The organism is Shewanella algidipiscicola (assembly GCF_900380485.1).
In the GTDB taxonomy this organism is placed as follows: domain Bacteria; phylum Pseudomonadota; class Gammaproteobacteria; order Enterobacterales; family Shewanellaceae; genus Shewanella; species Shewanella algidipiscicola.
The window spans coordinates 76,729-96,898 of the sequence record NZ_OXJV01000001.1 but is presented as its reverse complement, the minus strand read 5'-3'; the positions used below and the strand labels follow the sequence as shown (position 1 = coordinate 96,898).

Annotated in this window: 19 protein-coding genes; 1 reads left to right on the top strand and 18 read right to left on the bottom strand. The window is 48.5% G+C overall.

What is annotated here, in order from left to right; translation table 11 throughout:
• Nucleotides 1-86 precede the first annotated feature (86 nt).
• The 18 genes from DN599_RS00450 to DN599_RS00365 all read right to left on the bottom strand — a co-directional run bounded on the left by DN599_RS00450 (nt 87) and on the right by DN599_RS00365 (nt 17,719).
• The gene (locus DN599_RS00450; protein WP_110455701.1) at nt 87-617 is read right to left on the bottom strand and encodes a type II secretion system protein; all 531 of its coding nucleotides are present in this window, start codon (nt 615-617) and stop codon (nt 87-89) included.
• A 17-nt stretch (nt 618-634) separates the two neighbouring features.
• A complete protein-coding gene (locus DN599_RS00445) occupies nt 635-1,153 on the bottom strand; it encodes a prepilin-type N-terminal cleavage/methylation domain-containing protein (protein ID WP_110455700.1) in 519 nt (172 codons plus the stop codon).
• Nucleotides 1,154-1,212: 59 nt separating this feature from the next.
• A complete protein-coding gene (locus DN599_RS00440; RefSeq protein ID WP_275425995.1) occupies nt 1,213-1,845 on the bottom strand; it encodes a type II secretion system protein in 633 nt (210 codons plus the stop codon).
• A gap of 75 nt (nt 1,846-1,920) precedes the next feature.
• Nucleotides 1,921-2,412, bottom strand: a complete 492-nt coding sequence (locus DN599_RS00435; protein WP_110455699.1) for a hypothetical protein — start codon at nt 2,410-2,412, stop codon at nt 1,921-1,923.
• 48 nt (nt 2,413-2,460) lie between these two features.
• Entirely contained in the window at nt 2,461-3,678 is a 1,218-nt protein-coding gene (locus DN599_RS00430; protein ID WP_110455698.1) for a type II secretion system F family protein, read from the bottom strand.
• 2 nt (nt 3,679-3,680) lie between these two features.
• Nucleotides 3,681-5,438 (bottom strand): GspE/PulE family protein, encoded by a 1,758-nt coding sequence (locus tag DN599_RS00425; RefSeq protein WP_110455697.1) that lies wholly within the window; start codon nt 5,436-5,438, stop codon nt 3,681-3,683.
• Nucleotides 5,435-6,634: a tetratricopeptide repeat protein gene (locus DN599_RS00420; protein ID WP_110455696.1), complete on the bottom strand. Its 1,200-nt coding sequence runs from the start codon at nt 6,632-6,634 to the stop codon at nt 5,435-5,437. The genes DN599_RS00425 and DN599_RS00420 overlap by 4 nt, the downstream gene beginning before the upstream one ends.
• The gene (locus DN599_RS00415; RefSeq protein WP_110455695.1) at nt 6,631-7,539 is read right to left on the bottom strand and encodes an ExeA family protein; all 909 of its coding nucleotides are present in this window, start codon (nt 7,537-7,539) and stop codon (nt 6,631-6,633) included. Before DN599_RS00415 ends, DN599_RS00420 begins: the two co-directional genes overlap by 4 nt.
• Before the next feature lie 6 nt (nt 7,540-7,545).
• Complete coding sequence (gene mshL, locus DN599_RS00410; protein ID WP_110455694.1) at nt 7,546-9,231, bottom strand: pilus (MSHA type) biogenesis protein MshL; 1,686 nt, start codon at nt 9,229-9,231, stop codon at nt 7,546-7,548.
• A complete protein-coding gene (locus tag DN599_RS00405; RefSeq protein ID WP_239473192.1) occupies nt 9,232-9,573 on the bottom strand; it encodes an MSHA biogenesis protein MshK in 342 nt (113 codons plus the stop codon).
• Nucleotides 9,560-10,210, bottom strand: a complete 651-nt coding sequence (locus DN599_RS00400) for an MSHA biogenesis protein MshJ (protein ID WP_110455692.1) — start codon at nt 10,208-10,210, stop codon at nt 9,560-9,562. The genes DN599_RS00405 and DN599_RS00400 overlap by 14 nt, the downstream gene beginning before the upstream one ends.
• On the bottom strand, nt 10,207-10,812 hold the full coding sequence (locus tag DN599_RS00395) for a PilN domain-containing protein (RefSeq protein ID WP_110455691.1): 606 nt from the start codon (nt 10,810-10,812) through the stop codon (nt 10,207-10,209). Before DN599_RS00395 ends, DN599_RS00400 begins: the two co-directional genes overlap by 4 nt.
• Entirely contained in the window at nt 10,813-11,697 is an 885-nt protein-coding gene (locus tag DN599_RS00390; RefSeq protein WP_110455690.1) for an MSHA biogenesis protein MshI, read from the bottom strand.
• A gap of 231 nt (nt 11,698-11,928) precedes the next feature.
• Nucleotides 11,929-13,875: an RNase E specificity factor CsrD gene (gene csrD / locus DN599_RS00385; protein WP_110455689.1), complete on the bottom strand. Its 1,947-nt coding sequence runs from the start codon at nt 13,873-13,875 to the stop codon at nt 11,929-11,931.
• A 226-nt stretch (nt 13,876-14,101) separates the two neighbouring features.
• Nucleotides 14,102-15,349 carry a malic enzyme-like NAD(P)-binding protein gene (locus tag DN599_RS00380; protein WP_110455688.1) on the bottom strand — a complete coding sequence of 416 codons (1,248 nt, stop codon included), beginning with the start codon at nt 15,347-15,349 and terminating at the stop codon, nt 14,102-14,104.
• Between the two features lie 179 nt (nt 15,350-15,528).
• Nucleotides 15,529-16,311, bottom strand: a complete 783-nt coding sequence (locus DN599_RS00375) for a thermonuclease family protein (RefSeq protein WP_110455687.1) — start codon at nt 16,309-16,311, stop codon at nt 15,529-15,531.
• 230 nt (nt 16,312-16,541) lie between these two features.
• Nucleotides 16,542-16,754, bottom strand: a complete 213-nt coding sequence (gene rpmE / locus DN599_RS00370; RefSeq protein ID WP_110455686.1) for a 50S ribosomal protein L31 — start codon at nt 16,752-16,754, stop codon at nt 16,542-16,544.
• Between the two features lie 236 nt (nt 16,755-16,990).
• The gene (locus DN599_RS00365) at nt 16,991-17,719 is read right to left on the bottom strand and encodes a FimV/HubP family polar landmark protein (RefSeq protein ID WP_110455685.1); all 729 of its coding nucleotides are present in this window, start codon (nt 17,717-17,719) and stop codon (nt 16,991-16,993) included.
• 204 nt (nt 17,720-17,923) lie between these two features.
• On the opposite strand from DN599_RS00365, the gene priA reads away from it, so the two are divergent.
• Nucleotides 17,924-20,119 carry a primosomal protein N' gene (priA, locus tag DN599_RS00360; protein ID WP_110455684.1) on the top strand — a complete coding sequence of 732 codons (2,196 nt, stop codon included), beginning with the start codon at nt 17,924-17,926 and terminating at the stop codon, nt 20,117-20,119.
• The last annotated feature ends 51 nt before the right edge of the window (nt 20,120-20,170 follow it).

The window sequence follows — 20,170 nt, the reverse complement described above, 5'->3', positions numbered from 1 at the left end:
TCTAGCACAGCTTGGTAAAAATGATGCGCATAAAAAAACAGTGACAAAAAAGGCCTGCTAAGCAGGCCTTTTCATTGGGTGTTTTATTAACAACCCGTGGTCACACTGGTGATGGCTAAGGTGCCGTCAGTATCTGTTACGCTATTTTCATATTTGACATAACAAGCGCCAGTATCCGGTGCAGCTGCTTTAGGGCTATTCTGCCCTTGAGGGTAAAAATAGATGCTCTTTTCTGCACCGACTTCCAAATAAACCCACTCCGTAGTCTCATCGTCAGGTGACTCAAGAGATACATCGATATCCAAAACATGCTCTAAGCTGCCGGTCCATACTGGAGTAGGGTGACCGAAGTTCAAGTTTACCTCTTTATTTTTTGCAACGGTAACTTTAGGCGCAGGGGTCTCAGTACTGGCTAAAGCTTCATTCCCGGCAATCAGCGACTTGGAATAGACAAGGCTATCGCCCCCTTTCAGCGCCGCCTCTAAGCCGGCGATGGTCGATGCGCGCGCATCACTCTGCAGATTGATAAACTTAGGCGCGGCGGTGACCGCTAAAATACCTAAGATAATAATCACCACCACTAATTCAATCAGGGTAAAACCTTGTTGCTTGTTCATTATCTGTAATTCCTTAATTAACAACCTGAATCTTCAACTTTATAGGTAGGCGCTGCACCTTTAGCTGCAGGGTGCTTATATTCAACCCAACATTTTACTGTGGCTGATGGGGTTTTGTCACCTGGGTGGATGATTATCGCATCCTCAATCTCGGTTGTAACGTTAGGAGAGTCAACAATGACCCATTCAGGCGATGTTGAAGTGGTATCAATATCGAGCACCTTAACGAGATCGGCTGATGCATTATTTACGTAGCCGTATACCGCATTCACCTTAATATCGTTATCTGCATCAGTATCACCTTTATCATCAATAATTACCTTTTCAGTAGGCTTAGACTCTTTGCCCTGAATCGCAGCCTTAGAGTAGACTAAGGCATTCGCCCCTTGCAGTGCACCTTTTACCCCTTCTAATGTCGAGGCGCGTGCATCACTTTGCAAGTTGATAAACTTAGGCGCGGCGGTAACCGCCAAGATACCCAAAATGATAATCACGACGACAAGCTCAATAAGCGTAAAGCCTTGTTGTTTTTTCATACTACGTTTCCTTTGTTCAAAAAATAATAAACTGATATAAACGGCTTAGCTTAATGGTATTAACGAGTGAAACTCACCACCGCACCTGTAGCGGGGTTATAAGTGATCCCTTTACCCACATCTAAATCTGGAGCTGGGGTCGCTATACCCGTGGTTTGATCCAAAGCCAATGAATTGACCTGATGATAGACACACACATCGATATTGCTGACCGCGTCACCATTGAGATCGACCGCATTGCCACCACTACCGTCTAGCACTCTCACGGTAAATCTTTGATTACGTGCATCTTGGGTATAAAGCACATTACGCGGTGGGCTTTGTAATATGGCTTTAAACACCTCTTGGCAACTGGCATCGCTCATCTGGGTGACGTCGGTAACGTCGGAGGCGCTAGACGCTGTGCCGGTTGGGAAACCAAAGCGTGGGTCTACTGAAATAGTGGTACCATCGAGCACTACACTGTTCACATTACGACCATCGACTTCCCACTGTGAACGCACAAAACTCACCGCGGTGGCAAGCCCACCAGCGACACCGTCGACACTGGCATCTTCGGCATCATCGGTCACATTAAGAAAGCGCGGGATGGCGGTTGCCGCTAAAATGCCCAGGATCACGATGACAATAACTAACTCAATAAGCGAGAATCCTTGCTGTTTTAGTCGTCCCATCTTGGTGGTCATATTCATATTTATTGCCTCTATGGTGTATGGCGCTAATTCTAACAGTTACTCAAAAATTAGAAACCATTGATATCTCGATATTTAGTCATTATTTCTCCAGCTTACTCGTCCGCTATTGAGCTGATAACTTAACTTGTCACCATTGCCGCTAACATACTCACATGCTGGTCCATTATCGGTTGTCACAACTATCACATCGACCCGGTTAGGTTTGGGCCCCAGCAGTTGCAACCACAACTGCCAACATCCCGCCTCGTCAGCGTGTTTAAGCGTTGGCAACCCTTGCCTATTTAGCAGTAGCGGCTCCTGCTTAACGCTGGGGCTCGCCTCACCTGTCGACCAGTTCAGCAACAAACTGTCGGGTCGGCCTTGGCTTAACCACTGGGAACGCACCATAGCAAGCACATTCACTAATCGGGTATGTTCAACTTTCAGCCCTTGGCTAGAGACTTGCTCAACACCGCCCATAAAGCGAAAGGCTAATACGGTTAAGATGATCAACAACACCACTATGGCGATTATCTTGCCATAAAGCTGTATTAGTTCACTATCGGCGAGCTGTTGGCGCTGCATCTAACACCGACCCAATGCCTGACGAATATAGGTCCGTTGCCTCATTTTTCAACCCCCTTTGACCGCATTGAGCATGTCCCACATCGGCAAGTAAATTCCTAGCGCCAAAATTAAGACTATGACTGCGACAATCCCAATCAAAATAGGTTCTAATTTTGCGGTGAGATTTTTGAGATCATAATCGACCTCCCCTTCATAAAAATCGGCGGCATCGTTTAAGAGCTGATCGATTTGTCCTGTCTCTTCACCCACCGCCACCATTTGTAACACTAGCGGGGTAAACAACTGGCTCTGATTAGACACCCGCAGCATAGAGTCCCCCGACTCAATACCGCGACGCATCGCCACGATGCGGTCATGCATATAGGCGTTATCGACCGCATCGGCAACTAAACTGAGCGCTTGGGTCATAGGCACACCAGCACTGAGCATCATCGAAAAACTGCGGCAGTAACGTGACAGCGTCGAACGCTCGATAATGCTGCCCACCGCGGGGATGTTGAGCTTCCATCTATCCCATTGCTTCTCACCCTTTTCACTGTTATGCCAATAGCGGATCCCAACAAAACCCAGTAGTAGCCCCAGCAATAATAAATACCAATAATTGACAAAAAAGTTCGAGGTAGCGATCAGCAATTTGGTCGCCCAGGGCAGATCGGCACCAAAACGAGAGAACATCTCGGCAAACTTAGGGATCACCATAATATTAAGCACCACCATGGCTAACGCTACGGCGATTAACACAAAAATGGGATAACGCATCGCGGCTTTAATCCGGCGGCGGGTCTCTTGTTCGCGCTCGATATAACCTGAGAGCTGAATAAAAGCATCTTCGAGCTTACCCGTGTTTTCTCCCACATGGATCATCGACACAAACAGCGCATCAAAGACATCGGGATGATGATTCATCGCCGACGACAGGGGGCGACCGGCGGTCAACTGCTCTGAAATGTCCTTTAACGCCAGTTTCATCCGCTGTGAATGGCTACTCTCTGACAGACCCGCGATGGCGCGCAAGATGGGGATCCCCGAGCGGGTTAATGAATACATCTGCCGAGTAAAAATTTGTAACTCATCTAGCCCTACCTTGCCTTTAAACAGGGTTCCTAAATTAAAGTCACGCTTAGGTTTAGTTTCAATCAGCTCTAGAGGGATCACCGCGCGCGACATTAATTGGTCGGCCGCGGCGCTCGCCGACACGGCGTCGAGTAGTCCCGTCACCGCCTTGCCTTGGGCGTCTCTCCCACGATACTGATAAACTGGCATGGTTACACCCTATCCTGATGGCTATGCACTTCACTCGCCTGCGGCATTCTGGTCTCGGATGCCTCCTCGACCAACTTAGCCACCTCTTCTATGGTGGTGATCCCTTGGGCAAGATAATCAAAGGCCGATTCGGCCAGCGGCGTAAAGTTAGGGCTAAGATAAGCTGCAGCAGCAAAATCTTGCGGATTACCACGGCGCATCGCCTCAATCATGGCATCATCGAGCTCTAAAATTTCAAACACCCCCACGCGGCCACGATAACCGCTGCCACCACAGCTTTGACAACCTGTACCAATACGCAAATTTACTTGGGAGAAGTCACGTCGACTTACCGAACTAAGCCAAACTTTATCTTGAGCGTTCATATCAAAGGGCTGCGCGCAATGCTCGCACACGCGGCGTACCAAACGCTGAGCAATAATGACCCGCAGTGCGCTGGCCACCAAGTAACTGGCGGCCCCCATGTCGAGTAAGCGCAGCGCACTAGTGACCGCATCGTTAGTGTGTAAGGTCGATAACACCAAGTGACCGGTAAGTGCGCCTCGCAGGCCAATTTCAACCGTTTCTTGGTCACGCATCTCGCCCACCATGATGATATCGGGATCTTGGCGTAACGTGGTGCGCAATACATTAGAAAAATCGAGGCCAATTTTATGATTCACCTGCACCTGATTGATGCGAGGCAATTGGTATTCAACCGGATCTTCAACAGTAATAATTTTACGGTCGGCGGTGTTTAGCTCACTTAAGATGCCATACAAGGTCGTGGTTTTACCGCTACCTGTTGGCCCCGTCACCAGCAACATACCATGGGGACGTTTAATCTGTTGCCTTACCCGAGCCAGCATCGCGGGCGGCATGCCGGTTTCATTAAGCGTTAACAGCCCTGCGGATTGGTCAAGCAAACGCATTACCACAGATTCGCCATGATAAATGGGCATAGTCGACATACGTACATCAATCTTATGGCCCTTGACCTCCATATGAAAACGCCCATCCTGGGGCAAGCGTTTCTCTGAAATATCCAACCCGGCCATCAACTTAAGGCGCAGCACTAAAGCCGAAGCAATATTGACCTCTGGCAGAGTATGCTCTTGTAACTGACCGTCGATACGCTGACGAATGCGCAGTACTTTATCACCGGGCTCGATATGAATATCCGAGGCCCGCATCTGCACCGCGTCCTTAAAAATAGACTGTAGCAGCTTAACCACAGTGGTTTCATTATCACTGTCGTCATCGGTCAAGCTGGCCAGATTAAATTGATCATCGGCGGCATACTCTTCATCTAACTTGCCCGCAATCTGGTCAATTTCACCAGTACGACGATACAGGTTATCAAATGCGTGCAGCAGTTGAGTTTCGGTCACTACCGCAATTTGGATCGTTTTCGGGGCAAGCAACACCTCTATGTTGTCCATCGACTGCAGATCGGCCGGATCGCTCATGGCTACCAATACGCTATCACCATGATCTTCAACGACCAAAGCACGATAACGGCGCGCCTGAACCTCAGGCAATAAATTGATCACTTGCGGTGCGATCGCCCGGCGGCTGATATCTAAAAAGGGAATATTAAGCTGTTGAGATAAAAACCTCAGCAGCTGCTCTTCACTGATATAAGCTAAGTCGATTAAGGTGCGCCCCAGTTTTTTACCTGTCTTTTTTTGCTCCGCCAAGGCCTGTATTAGCTGCTCTTCACTAATAATGTGTTCTTGTACTAACAGGTCGCCTAAGCGCATTTTTAACTTGGGTTTCACTCAACATCTCCTAACTGCGCTAAACGCTGGTCGATAAATGCAATGGCAGAGGCCGATAGGCCATTGAGTGCCAACGCCTGACGATACGCCTGTTTAGCCAATAAAAATTCTTGCTGAGAGTCGAGTGCATAGGCCAGCCCCACCCACCATTTTGCTTGATTAGGTTCGACTCTCGCCAACTGGCGATAACTCTGCTCTGCCAACGTAAACTGTTGTACTTGCTGCGCTAAATGACTCTGCATAGTCCACTTTTGCACCGCGAGTTCATGCTCATCCGGGATAGTGGTTAACACAGCTAATGCCTTATCTATTGCCCCCGACGCCTCATACACTCTGGCTTGCAGCAGGGCATAATCAACATGCTCAGGATATAAGACTCGTCCTTGCGCTAACGTATCGTCGGCATCGCCGAGCCGCCCTTGGCCATAGTAGAGCGCTGCCAAATGTTGCCGAGCTTGATGCAGGCTAGGGTCGAGGCGAATCGCCTCAGAAAAATACTCTTGCGCCTGCGCAAGCTGCCCCTCATTTTGTGCCGTTTGTCCTAAAGCAAAACGCTTTTGTGCCAGCGCCGCTGGCGTTAGCTTAACCTCTGTGACGGCCATCGCTCCTGCAATTGGGCTGGGGTCTGCCTCTGTAGACTGGCGCGCACTGCTATCACTCACATCTCTGGTGGTTAGGGTGTTTTTGAGCTCTGTGTTTTTAGGCTCTGTGCTTTTAATATCAGCATTTATGCCTGCATCGTCGCCATTAGCGGCTGCTGAACTGATGTTTGTCTTGGCATGGGTAGAGGCATTAGCCGTCAATAAAGAGGAATTTATCTCCGTGGTGGCCACTTCAGACTGCTGCGGCAATGGCTTTTCTGCTACCACGTTTTGATAGTTTGTGAGCACTGGCTCAACTGACTGAGTTAATGCACGCTCTTGTGCCACTAACTCTGTTGTCGACCGCTGAGCTTGTTGTAAGTCTTGCTCAAGCTGGGTCTTATCTTGAGCTAATACAATCAGCTTCTGCCACGCGATAGTGGCGCCTATCATGCCGCACACAGACAACAGCAGGAGTAAAACCCAAGGTAATCGACGTGAAAAGCCATTCGGTGCTGCCGCAACATACTGCATGTCAGGTACGGGTAACGTATCTAGCGAATGAGCTTGCTGGCGCTTATCGAGATCTTTGAGCATGGTATTAATCACACTCATACTAATGCCCCACTCAACCAGCTCCACACAGCGATAGACAGTACTGATAAGGTGGCAACCCCCGCCAACCACCAACGTGGGCGACGCAGCTCAGATCCCGCATCTTCAGTATCATTAATGGCGGCGCGAATATGACGAGGCTGCACTTGTGACGCCCCTTCACCAAAGGCCAATAACAGCGCCTTATGAGACAAAATATTGATCAATCTAGGGATCCCTCGTGCCGCTTTGGCAATACGCCGACAGCCACTGGGTGAAAATAACGCGGTGCCTTGATAGCCCGCAATGTGCAACCTATGGGTGAGATAAGCGGCTGTTTCGTCGATGGTTAATGGCCTTAAACGATAACTAAAAGTGATCCGCTGCCTTAACTGACGAAACTGCTTCAAGCTCAAACGCTCATCTAATTCTGGCTGAGCGAATAACACCACCTGTAATAACTTGCGGCTTTCGGTTTCGAGATTAGTAAATAACCGCAGCGCCTCCAGACTGTCATCAGGCAGTGCCTGAGCCTCATCTAACACCAGTATTATCGAATGACCATGGGCGGATAACGCAATCAACTGTTGCTGAATTAAGCTAGTCAGCTGCTGTTGATCGATATTGGCTGAATATTTCAGCCCTAGCTCTAAGGCGACAGCCCAACGCAGCTCAGCGGGCGTGAGATAAGGGTTAGGCAGATATGCGCAATGGAACCTAGCGGGAATATCATTAAGCAACTTACGGCAGATAAGGGTTTTACCTGTGCCGACCTCACCAATCACCTTGATAAAGCCTTCACCGGTTTGCAGCGCCGTTTGCAGCACTTGCAGCGCCTCAACATGAGGCGCTAACCCAAAGAAAAACTCCGTATTGGGTGTTAATGAAAAGGGGATCTGCGCCATGCCAAAGTGCTGTCGATACAAGTGACGCTACTCCTTTATTGGCTCAGGATACCAGCGGTCGAGCAAGGCTTTTGAGCGTTCAAGCTCAGCTTTCCAAGTATCGGCACCGACTACGGTAGGTTTGAGTAGAATCACCAGCTCGGTTTTCTTTAAAGAATTTACCCGATTAGTAAAGGCTTCGCCCAGAAAAGGAATATCCCCAAGCAATGGCACTTTAGAGACCAGTTCAAGGGTTTCACTCTTCATCAAACCACCGATCACCACCACATCACCAGTACGGGCCTTAATCACAGTATCGGACTCGCGGATCTCACTTTTTGCCAGCGGTAGCTCTAGGGTACTGTTAGAAATTTTAATGGATTTGTTTTGCTCTTTAATATCGATAACTGAGGGGTGAATATGCAGCAGCACATTACCTTCAGCATCGATTTGCGGCGTAACATCCAAGGCGATACCCGAGAAAAATGGCGTCAATTCTACCTCGGGGGTGGTCACAGGCGTAGTGCCAGCCACGGTAGTTGAAGACACATCGGTGACAAAATACTCGTCGCTACCCACTTTGATCACCGCCTTTTGGTTATTCGAGGCGGTCACCCTTGGGCTAGAGAGCACATCAACATCGCCTTGGGTATCGAGCAGAGTGATCATACTGGCAAAATCACTGCCAGTGATTTGTAATGAGGTCACGCCTCCTAAAGCGGCAGTGATCTGATCGCCAAACGTGCCCGCCGAGGTTCCAAAATTAACCTTGGTATTACCATTGGCTAAAGCGGAACCCACGACATTTTGCCACTGGATCCCCTGTTGATAGTCGTCCGACAGGGTCACTTCTAAAATTTTGGCTTCTAGGATCACTTGGCGTTGTAGGTGACTCTCGGCCGTTTGTAAAAAAGTTTTCACCTGACGCAACTCATTAGGAAAGGCGCGAATCGTCACTAAGCCAGCTTGCGGGGTAATAACCACTTGGCGACCGTTACCTGTCTCGCCAACAATCGACACTAAGGTCTCTTTCAAATCGCCCCAAAAATCACTTTTGGTGGTCGAACGGATAAAGGTACCATTGGTGGTGTCGTTACTGTTGTTATTACTGTTATTGCTCGAATCGTTATTGGAGCCCAAGTTACCGTTATTATTGTTACCGTTGTTATTGCTATTGCTGTTTGAGTTATTGGTATCGGAGATCCTCCCCGAGTTGACTGAGGTTAGTGAGAGGCCATTGCGCTCCATGTGCAGGTAATTGAGCGCGAAAGTTTCGGTGCGCATCCCCGCAGGATAGACGCGTAAAATACGCCCATCACGGCTTACTTCATAACCATAAATATCTTCCACGACTTGCAAGGCTTCACTCAGGGTCACCCCTTTTAGTGACAGTGAAATCGAGCCACTGACATTAGGATGTACCGCCACGCTCAGCGGCGTGCCTTGCACTAAGCTTGGGAAAAACACCTTTGCATCAACATCATTGGCAGACACATCAAAGCGCCGCTCTGGAGGCATCATGGGGGCCACGCTGCCCAGCATTGACGCTGAAGCGAGCTCACGCTGCACAGAATCGGGCATCTTAGCTGCAGGTGGTATCTCCGCCTGAACTTGCTGCTGAGCGATGGAGCTTGATAATGCCGATTTGGCTTCTACAGGCTGCGGACGATCCGTTGTCTGACATGCCGCTAATAGCAGCACCAGTAATGGCGTTATGGTTCTTACTGCGGTCATTTATTGTCCCTTAGTCTCTGTTACGGCTTGGTACAAGGTGAAGTGTCGGCCATCGGCTAACCACACGCCGCTGGCATTAATGCGCACTATTTTGACCCCTTGTACCCGGTCACCTAGGGTGAACATCTTGTTATTAAAAATCGCGGTCGCGCTGTTATCCGATATCAATACACTGTTTAATTTGAGCGTGTCAGTACCTTGTTGCTGACTGACTGAGTGCGACACCGCACCGACCCCAGGTTGAGTGGGATCCCGTAACGATTGCGCCTGTACCGTGATGACCAGCATACTGGCACAAGTGATCAACAAGGCTAAGCCAGATTTCATCTTATTTAGCAACACTGATAAAGTCCTTATTGATACTTAAGGTGTATAACTCCAAAACCACATTGGCCTTCGGGTATTCATCAACGGTGTAATCTAGCTGCTTCCAATAAAGCTTATTCGGCATATTTTCCACCGCCTGAATAAATTTAAGGGTGGAAAAATAGTCGCCAACAAAGGTGAGTTTGATGCCATGGCTGTACAAATTCAGCTTATCTTTGTCAGCTACCGCCAGTAAAGGTTGTGGTGCGAGTGTATCGAACGAGTGTAATTTCACTCCTTTGATCTGCCCCAGCAATCGGCTCAACATCGCCGGCATATGTTCGGCAGGCACCATGTCTACCATCTGAAACGACAGCTGTTGGTCGATATCCGCCAGTTGTTGCTCTAACGTGGTTAATCGTTGCCGATATTCTTTGTCGGGGTCTTGGGTTAATCGCTGCTGATAGAGATCAATTTGTTGTATTGATATCTTATTTTCAGAGGCTAGGGTACTCACTTGCCGCTGCAGTGCATCACGTTTGAGTAATAATGACTCTAATGGAAAATAGAGTAGCACACCTATGATGGCAATCGTGGCACTTACAATCATCACCCGCTCGCGCTGGGTGAGTTGGTTAAACTGCGCCCCCCATTGGGACCATAATGGCTTCATTGATTCGGCTCCTTCGAGGCTTCACTGCGAAGCACAAATGACAACGGCTCTTCTTCACCCCGATTGATGGTCAAGGTGCTAAAGGCTTGACCTTTTAAGGTGTCGACCCGTTTTAGACGCTCAACCCAACGCGGCACATCCTGCGGCGCGCTACTGTAGCCTTCAAATATAAATTGTTTTTCCATAACCTGAATTCGCGTCAGCCAAGTGCTGCTGTCTGCTACGCTAGCCAAGTCAGTTAATAAGGAGGAATAACCGTGACTGGTCAGCGCTTGCACATGGCCGAGCTCTCCCAGTAATTGGCGTTTCAGCTCAAGCTGCTGGGTCACCAAATCCACCCGAGCCACCAAATTCGATGACGCGCTGCGCGCGGCTATCTGCTGCTCTAACTGCGCTTTTTGGCGGTCGTAGTCTACCTTTTGGCCACTTAATTGCGCATGCTGCTGTTGCAAATGGTCGACGCTCCAATAGGTGATGCCACTGGCGAGCAATAGCAAGCATGCCAACACTAACGTCACTTGGCATAAACGTGTGAAAGAGAGCCGTAATTGATGCGGTAACAGCGAGGGATGAAATAAGTTAACCCTGAGTTTTTGCGTCATCTACGCCTCCTCCGGTTGAGCATTACGGCTAAACTCGGCATATGCAAACTCAGCCAGTTTGTCTGCCACGCGCTCACAGGGGATCACCTCGACTTTTTGATCAAAGTTTGCCGATAACAGGTGAGCCAACTCATTACGATCGCCCTCCATTAGCAGGTCGATCGAGGCGACCGGCGCTTGACGGAATTGGCTTTCAAAATAATCCATCGAGCGTTGCAGCTCGATACTGAGATTATCGGCAATCTCTAAGCGCAGATCGGCCGCCGATACTGTATTGATCTGATTAAAGCCTCTGACGCTGCGCTGCATAAACAGTTGCCCCTGCTTAATCACGGCCAGCATCAAATCACTGTTGGGCGTATGGCACAACACTAGTCTCGCTTGGCTGTCACTGACTTGATAATTACTGATAGCTATCTCTTCTATACCGATCCCGGCAATAGTGATCTCATGCTGCTTAGCGGCCAACGCCAACGCGCTGAGCATGGCGCGCTCGACCACCACCACAGTCAACTTGTTGCTTCGCGATTGTGGCGCTTCAAAATAATCTAAGTGCAGCTCGTTAACAGGCTTGGCCACCATATCTTTAATTGACCACAATAGGGCTTGGCCCATCTCCTCATCCGCAACTGGTGGCTTGTCGACCAATAGCAATTGGTAATAGCAATCGCTGAGTACTATGTGTAGGTTGGCACGCGGGATCTGTGTAGCAAGCGTCGCGAAGGCAAGCTGCCAATCTTGTTTAATCAAGGGGATTTTTATCAAGCTAGGCGATTCTCCTCCCTGATAAGCCGTGATCTCATCGGCATCAATATAGATACCGACCTTAGCGCTAGAATGTGATTTTTGCCAAAAGGCCAGCTTACTCAAAAAACGTTGTTGCATTAAGGTACGCCCACTATTTTATACTCAATCTGAGTTACATGACCCAAACCACCGAATAATCTAATCACAGCTCAATATTAAATCTAAGGTCAGTTTTAAAACATCGTAAATACTGTGGTTATTGTAACGACTAATTTCTTAATTTTATAGAAAAAAACCATAGCCATCGAGTGCTATAATTTTACCTTGCTCTAGCATACCTGACTTAAGCAACTCTGCTGGCTATTAGCATCATATTTCTTGCACCGGATCGCTAAACAGGCTCCCCTGCCCGGCACTGACCCCGAGAATTTTGAGCGTTTGCCACTCTTCAAATGATTCTATTGCTTCGGCAAACACTTGCACTTCAGAGCGATACAAACCACCGATAAGGCTTCTTACAAAAAGTTGATTTTCTTGGCGTAAATGAATTTGTCTCACAATAGAACGGTGCAATTTAATGATATCGAATTTACAGCTGGTAATGTATTGCATGCTCACCACCTGTTGTCCTACTCGGTCAACACACAGGCTGGCGCCCATTTTACTGATCATATTCAGCGTAGGGGTTAACTGCTCGATATTATTGACCACAATATCTTCATTGACCTCAATAATCAGTTTTGATGCCAGGTTACGGTATTCGAGCAAGGTGGTTTTAAACCAACGAATAAACGCGCGGCTGGTCAGGGTATCGAGACTGAGATTAATGCTGTAACGCTGAGTATTTTGAGGATTACTACCCAGTAGATCAAATAATACCGCCTCTATCACCTGACGCTCAATTTGGGGGGTGAGGCCACACTTAATCGCCATAGGTAAAAACAGGGTGGCACGAACCAAATTGCCCTTACTGTCTCGTAGCCTACTCGACACCTCTCTGTGGTGCTCTACCCCATCACTGTCTAGCACTGCTTGTGAATAGATAACCACCCGCTTGTTAACTAGCGCATACTCTAAAAAGCTGCGCCAACGCACCGAACCTCGGGCAAACTCTTCATCGACAGCACCTTTATCATACATAAACCAGCCGCTAGCGCCCTGAAATTGCGCCGCACGTAACGCCATCTCCGCCTCTTCAATCAACTGTTCTTTACTGTCGCCGACCTTGAAATACGCCACGCCAATGTGGAAAAAATCATCACGATTAACCAATCCCTCCAGAGGCTGTGCCAAACAAACTTTCAGCAATTTCGCCACTAGCTTTTCGACATCGGCCAAGGAGATTTGCGGAACCACAATGGCAAACTGGTTATAGGAGCGGCGTGAAAAAATACTGTTGGCGTAATTGTTGAGCAACTGATTAATATCATTAATGGTGTGGCTCAGCATCTCTTGAACGGCTAACTCATCGTGTTCTTGCTGTAATAGGTCTAGATCTTCCATCTCTAATAACAGCAGCACCCCAGGAGCAAACATCCCTTGGTTGTTACTTAACGCATCGAGACGGTTTTTCAAAAATAGCCGATTGCCTATGCCTGTGGCGGGATCGAGAAAGGTGTTAGAGCGAATCACTTGATCGAAACGCGCTCGCTGTTTTTGCGCATCATCGAGCTCCAGCAGCAACTGTGTCAAGGCACGATTGATCAACCTTGGTCGCCCATGACCACGTTCCGCCAAGGCCTTGTCATAATCGCCAGATAAGATGAGATGGCTGCGTTTAGCTAAATCTTCAACGCCTTCAAGTTGTTGGGCTAACCAGAGGTAGCCCCAACGCACAAAGATCGCGATAGCCGTTAAGCCTAGCAGCAAAATCAACCCGCCATAACCACTGATCTGATTGAATTGCAGCGGACGGGGCAAACTGAGCTCAAACCTAAGTTCTGCTTGATCGCTTGTAGCCGACAAACTTGTTATTGGCGTAGCAGGTAAGATGGCACGCCCATAACGAATAACGCGCCGCTCTGGCAGAGGATTATCGTAGCGGTAAAGCACGTCATTTTGACGTGTTAACACAAACTGCTGTGCCTGATAGGCCGACAAGAGTTGTGGTAGCCAAAGATCGAGCTGTTGTAATTGCGCTGGCGTTTGATGCTGAGACAAAATAGCGCTGAGTTGCGAAACTTGCTGTTGCTGCTGTTTATAGGTCAGTTGCATGACACTAAACACTGCGGTCAGCAGAAAAATAAAAGCCATCGCCACTAGCGATAGCAGCCAGAAACCGGTGAGCTTTTTGGTTAATAGTACAGTTGCTTTCATGTCGCTTCCTGCAGAATTATTGTTATATTTTTGCTGCTATTGGCTTTATACCAATAAAATTAAATAGTTAATTTATTAATGCGACGAAGATTCATCTACAGTCGTTAGCCAATGGCTAATGTAGATCTGATAAAATCAAAATCAGCTTAATTACCATACAAACAAACCTTATTGGGCACAAATAAAAAAGGGCCCTCAGGCCCTTAATCAATCAGCGGGATATCGCTTACGCCATATAATGTTCAGGCAAGGTCTGTATCGCCGCCACGCCCGAGTCGATAGCCGCTTGCGCTACCGCCTTGGCCACGTTTGATAATAAACGTGTATCCATGGGTTTAGGAATGACATACTCAGGGCCAAATCTTAACTCTGATACATCTGGATAAGCGGCCAATACGCTGGCGGGGACTGGCTCCTTTGCCAATGCCGCGATCGCATGCACTGCTGCAATTTTCATTTCATCGTTAATTTGTGAGGCGCGCACATCGAGAGCACCACGGAAAATAAACGGGAAACACAAGACATTATTAACTTGGTTTGGATAATCACTGCGGCCCGTTCCCATGATCAGATCTTTGCGCACGTCATGGGCAAGATCGGGTCTAATCTCAGGATCAGGATTAGAACAAGCAAAAATCACCGGCTTATCGGCCATCAATAGGACATCGTCAGCCGTTAATACATCAGGGCCAGATAGGCCTAAAAACGCATCGGCACCTTTGATCACATCTTGTAAGGTACGTTTGTCGGTGTTGTTGGCAAACAGAGCTTTGTACTCGTTAATATCTTCACGACGAGTGTGGATAACACCTTTACGGTCGAGCATATAAACGTTTTCACGCTGCACGCCACACTTAACGAGCATGGTCATACAGGCAATCGCGGCAGCGCCGGCGCCCATACAAACAAAGACCGCTTCTTCCAGTTTTTTACCTTGGATCTCAAGCGCGTTGATCATCCCCGCCGCGGTAACTATGGCTGTACCGTGCTGGTCATCATGAAATACCGGTACGTTACAACGCTCGATCAGGGCCTTTTCAATTTCAAAACACTCAGGAGCCTTGATATCTTCAAGGTTTATACCACCAAAAGTATCGGCAATGGCCTCTACCGTGTTGATAAACTCTTCTGTTGTGCGATGTTTTACTTCGATATCTGTCGCATCGATATTGGCAAAATGTTTGAACAATAATGCCTTGCCTTCCATCACAGGCTTAGATGCCAATGGACCAAGGTTACCCAGACCCAAAATGGCTGTCCCGTTAGAGATCACTGCAACCGTGTTACCTTTAGCGGTATAGCGATAGGCGTTATCAGGATTGGCTGCAATTTCACGGACAGGCTCCGCGACACCTGGGCTATACGCCAGCGCCAAGTCCATACTGGTTTCAGCGGGCTTGGTCAGGCTAACTGCAGTTTTACCTGGAACGGGGAACTCATGGTAGTCAAGGGCTTGTTGACGAAAATCGGCCATCTTAATAATCCTGAAAAATGCGACAAGTTAAATCTTAGAGTGAGGTCTTAACGCCCTACTATCTCAGCCTGAGTCAAACAGAGCTAAGCTGTAGCGTCGTTAGAGGCTAAGATACTCGAATCAACACACTTTTTAAACAAGATATTAGAAAATTTCAGTTTATTATGCCATTAAACAAACTAAGGCTCATTTTGCAAACTTATCTGTGATGGATGATAACTTATCATCTGCCATTTTTTGTAGGAATAATACAACTCCCCGCGCACAATTACGCGGCTTTGCAGCAAATCTAAGGTCAAAATGTTGTTAAATTTACCAGATTCTGCTCTAAGTATGCCCACGTAAAATTTTTCATCGATAATGATCCATAAATACTGCCCCTTTCTTTCAAAGCCGGTCACAGTCCCCTCCACCTCTCGCCAACGGTTCAAATCGTCTCGGTTAAGTTGGTCGACTCGCTTCGGTTGATAACTAAGATGGCTCCATAATCCCTGTTTTGTTGCTCTTGATCGGCGCTCTAATGCTTCGAAACATTGCCAGAAGTAATCATTGTGATACACCCGACTTTTAGCATAGCCATGATTCAGCAGCAGCTCTTGTAAATGCTCACCCGCTTGAGTGAAAACATAGGCTAAGGTTCTACCGTGGGGATCTAAGCGTTTGCGATCGAACGCTAATTGTAACGTTTGTCCGGCCTGAAGCTGTTGCTGTACAAACTGACGCGCCTGATTGGCAAACGGCTCGGACAACTCTGGATATTGCGAGTCAATCTCTGGTGCATCGACGCCAATAAGCCGCACCCGGCGATCATCACTGAGGACTAACGTATCACCATCAATCACATAACTGAGGGTCACGGTCTCATCGAAGTGGGTGGGCACACAGACACTGGGCTGAGCTGCAAAACAATAGCAGGGTAATAAACCGAATAAGGTGAGTACGTATCTGCTATATCTGCTCATCTATAATCATATCCTTCGATTAGCGGCTTACTTAGATAGCCTGAACTTTTAGCATAATGATTCATTGAAATAGTTACTGACACCGGCTGTGTTACATCAAATCTAGCTTACATACTGTCAGGGTTTCGCTTACACCACAATCAATAATGCGCCGTGAATAACACCCACAGCAGGCAACAAAAAAGGCGCCATTAAGGCACCTTTTTTTACGTTCATTGCAAAAGTAATAATTACTTCTTGCCAAGAGCGCCGAAACGCTTGTTGAACTTGTCGATACGTCCGCCAGTATCCATAACTTTCTGGGTACCAGTGTAGAATGGGTGACATGCACCACATACGTCCAAATGCAGTGGCTTACCTGCAGTTGAGTTTACTTTGATAACGTTGCCACAAGTACAAGTTGCAGTGATTTCTGCATAATCAGGATGAATGCCTGGTTTCATTGGGATTACCTCAAGTTAAAGGCCATGTCGCTCTTCCAACCCGAAGTCGGACACCACATGCAGTTAATAGAATATTCAGGCGCGAGATAGTACAGGATACAAGCAAGAGATACAAGCATGGGCCGCACCTAACTGAGTAATTCTCATCGCCAATATATTGCCCCCCTCTTAACAGATCTCGCCCATTAAGCTCTCAACGACGCTTACCTAGGCTCAAGCTATCTGTATAGCTTAGCTTACATAGACTCAAACAACTGCTGAGCCTGCTTGGCATCACGATAGCGCTCCTTCACACTCAGTGATGGGCAACGCAACACCACATCGGCACGCAGACCATGGATCTCACCTTGATTAAATGCCTTGGGGTTAGCATCGAAAATTGCCAACATGGCGCCATAAGGGCTAAGTTGCCATGACTTGGCATAGGCACTGGCGATACGCCATAGGGTTTGCTGCGCCTCGTAGTTTAACTCACAATCGGCCTGCACCAAATCCGCTGCCACATCCCCTTGTGGAGCCTTTTGCTGCTCTTTTAAAGGCTTTGGCGATTCACTGCTTAGCGTATTGCTTGCCACCAGCGGCTTGGCCGTGATGCTTGGCTTAGGCTTGGTAGGTACCCGCGTCGCATCAAACAGTGTAATCCGCTTAACCTCACGCCATTGGTTAACATGGTACTCCTGCACAATTAACTCGGCATTGGCGTCTGTCACATCCTCAAGGCCGGTAAGCTGCAACATAAAATTATTCACCGGTGTGACCATTAAACGCTCTTGACCACTTTGTTGCGCCACCACAAACTGCAATTTATCGACACTCGGTTGGTCGGTCACAATATTGAGCTTGAGCTTAGGGTTTAATCCGAGGTGAAATTGCATTTGATTAATGCTCACATGAGTCACTGCCGCCCAGCTAAAGTGACTCAGCGATAGCAGCAGGAGTAATAAGGGATATACCAGAGTTTTCATAGCCGCATTCTTATCGTCATAACCGTACAACTATTAAGCACAAATCCTGCTAACGATTCAATCTATTTATCCCCAGCAACAGTGACCACAACGCCACTAAGCTCCCGAAAATAGGGTAAAACCGTCGCCTATAAAAGATAGTGGTAGCCCTAACGATGTACGCTGGTTACACTTGCTCTACCTTAAGTTTGCTTGTCTGGTTTTATGTCTTTGTTTGTCGAAGTTGCCCTGCCCGTCCCGCTACGCCAAAACTTTAGTTATCGCGTCAAAGAGAGCGACAGCCATCTGGCGGTCAAAGGCGTGCGCGTGAAAGTCCCTTTCGGTCGTCAGCAACTTATTGGCTTGGTGACCGGGATCACTGACACCTGTGACTTAGCGCCACAGCAGATAAAATCGGTAAGCGAATTTTTAGATACTGAGCCACTGCTGCCCGACTCTTTATATCAACTGACTCAATGGGCGGCGCGCTACTATTTTTGCAGTGTGGGCCAAATGCTCTCCCAAGCTCTGCCAGTCGCCCTACGTAAAGGCGCACAGGTTAGCGCCGAAAGCACCCGTTTTTGGTGTTTAACCAGCGCAGGGCACGCTGCCGATCTCGACACCTTAAAGCGCGCGCCAGCCCAACGCAAAGTGATGCAACATTTGCTGCAAGGTGAGCTGACTCAAGAAGAATTAAACGCGCTCGAACTGAGTAAACCCGCGCTAAAAGCATTGCAGGAGCGTGGCTGGATAACCCACCAAGACAGAGCCAATCAACTCGACCTTAGCTGGCGCGACAACTTAACCCTAGATGAAGAGCCCCATAGGCTCAATCCAGAACAGGCCATTGCGGTGGCCACCCTCAATCAGCAAACAGGCTATCACTGCACCTTACTCGAAGGGATCACCGGCTCGGGCAAGACAGAGGTGTATTTGGCCTTACTAGAAACCGTGCTCAAACAGGGGAAGCAAGCACTCATTTTGGTGCCTGAAATTGGCCTAACACCGCAAACCATCAGCCGGTTTAAGCAACGTTTTAAGGTGCAGGTCGCGGTGATCCACTCTGGACTAACCGATAATCAGCGCCTTAGCGCCTGGCGGCAGGCGCGCGCCGGCGAAGCGGCTATTATTATTGGCACGCGCTCGGCGCTGTTCACCCCGATGCGTTATCCCGGCATTATCATCTTAGATGAAGAGCACGATAGCAGCTTTAAACAGCAAGAGGGGGTGGGCTATCACGCCCGCGATTTAGCCGTGATGCGCGGCCATTTAGAAAAAATTCCCGTATTACTGGGCAGCGCCACGCCGTCACTGGAAACCCTGCAAAATGCCCTCAGCGGTCGCTACCAACACCTAAGTTTAGGGGAGCGCGCGGGCGCGGCCGAAAAAGTGCGTCAAGGTATTATCGATATTCGTAATCAGCCGCTCAAAAATGGGCTGTCTCATGCCCTACTCAATGAGATGCGTATTCACCTCGATGCGGGCAATCAGGTGCTGCTGTTTCTCAATCGCCGTGGATTCGCCCCCGCCCTGTTGTGCCACGAATGTGGCCACCTGCATGAGTGTGACCGTTGTGATGCCTTTTTTACTGTGCATCAATCATTGGGCGAAATTCGCTGTCATCATTGTGGCAACCAGTACGCCATACCGCGCCAGTGCCACCAATGTGGTAGCACCATGTTAATGGGTCAAGGTGTGGGCACAGAACAATTAGCCGAGGCATTAGCGAAAGAGTTTCCCCAATATCCTGTGGTGCGCATCGACCGTGACACCACCAGCCGCAAAGGGGCGCTCGAAGGGCATCTCAACGCCATCCACAAGGGGGAGTATAAAATCCTGGTCGGCACTCAGATGCTGGCAAAAGGGCATCATTTTCCCGATGTCACCTTAGTGGGGCTGCTAGACGTAGACGGCGCCCTCTTTAGCGCCGATTTTCGCGCGCCAGAGCGCTTTGGCCAGTTGTATACCCAAGTATCGGGACGCGCAGGGCGAGCCAGTAAAGCCGGCACGGTATTATTACAGACCCATCAGTGCGATAATCCCATCTTGCGCGAGCTGATGCACAAAGGTTACGGTGAGTTTGCTCGGGGTCAATTAGAGGAGCGAAAACAAGCCTTGTTGCCACCCGCATGGCACATGTTGCTGCTGCGCGCCGAAGCCCATCGCGCCGAAGATGCTGACGAGTTTTTACAGCAGATTGCCGCTATTTTGCCACAAAATGAGCAGTGTGAGGTGATAGGCCCCATGCCTGCGCCCATGGACAAGAAAGCCGGCAAGTTTCGCCGCCAATTGATGTTTCAAACCCAAGAGCGCAGCCTACTACAAAAATCGTTTGAGGCCGCGCTGCCACAAATCGAAGCCTTACCCTTGGCCAAAAAGTGCCGCTGGAGCTTAGATCGCGACCCGCAAGATCTGTTGTAATAAAAAATATGCCAAATAGCATATAAAATTCATGCCAGAGGATAGCAATTA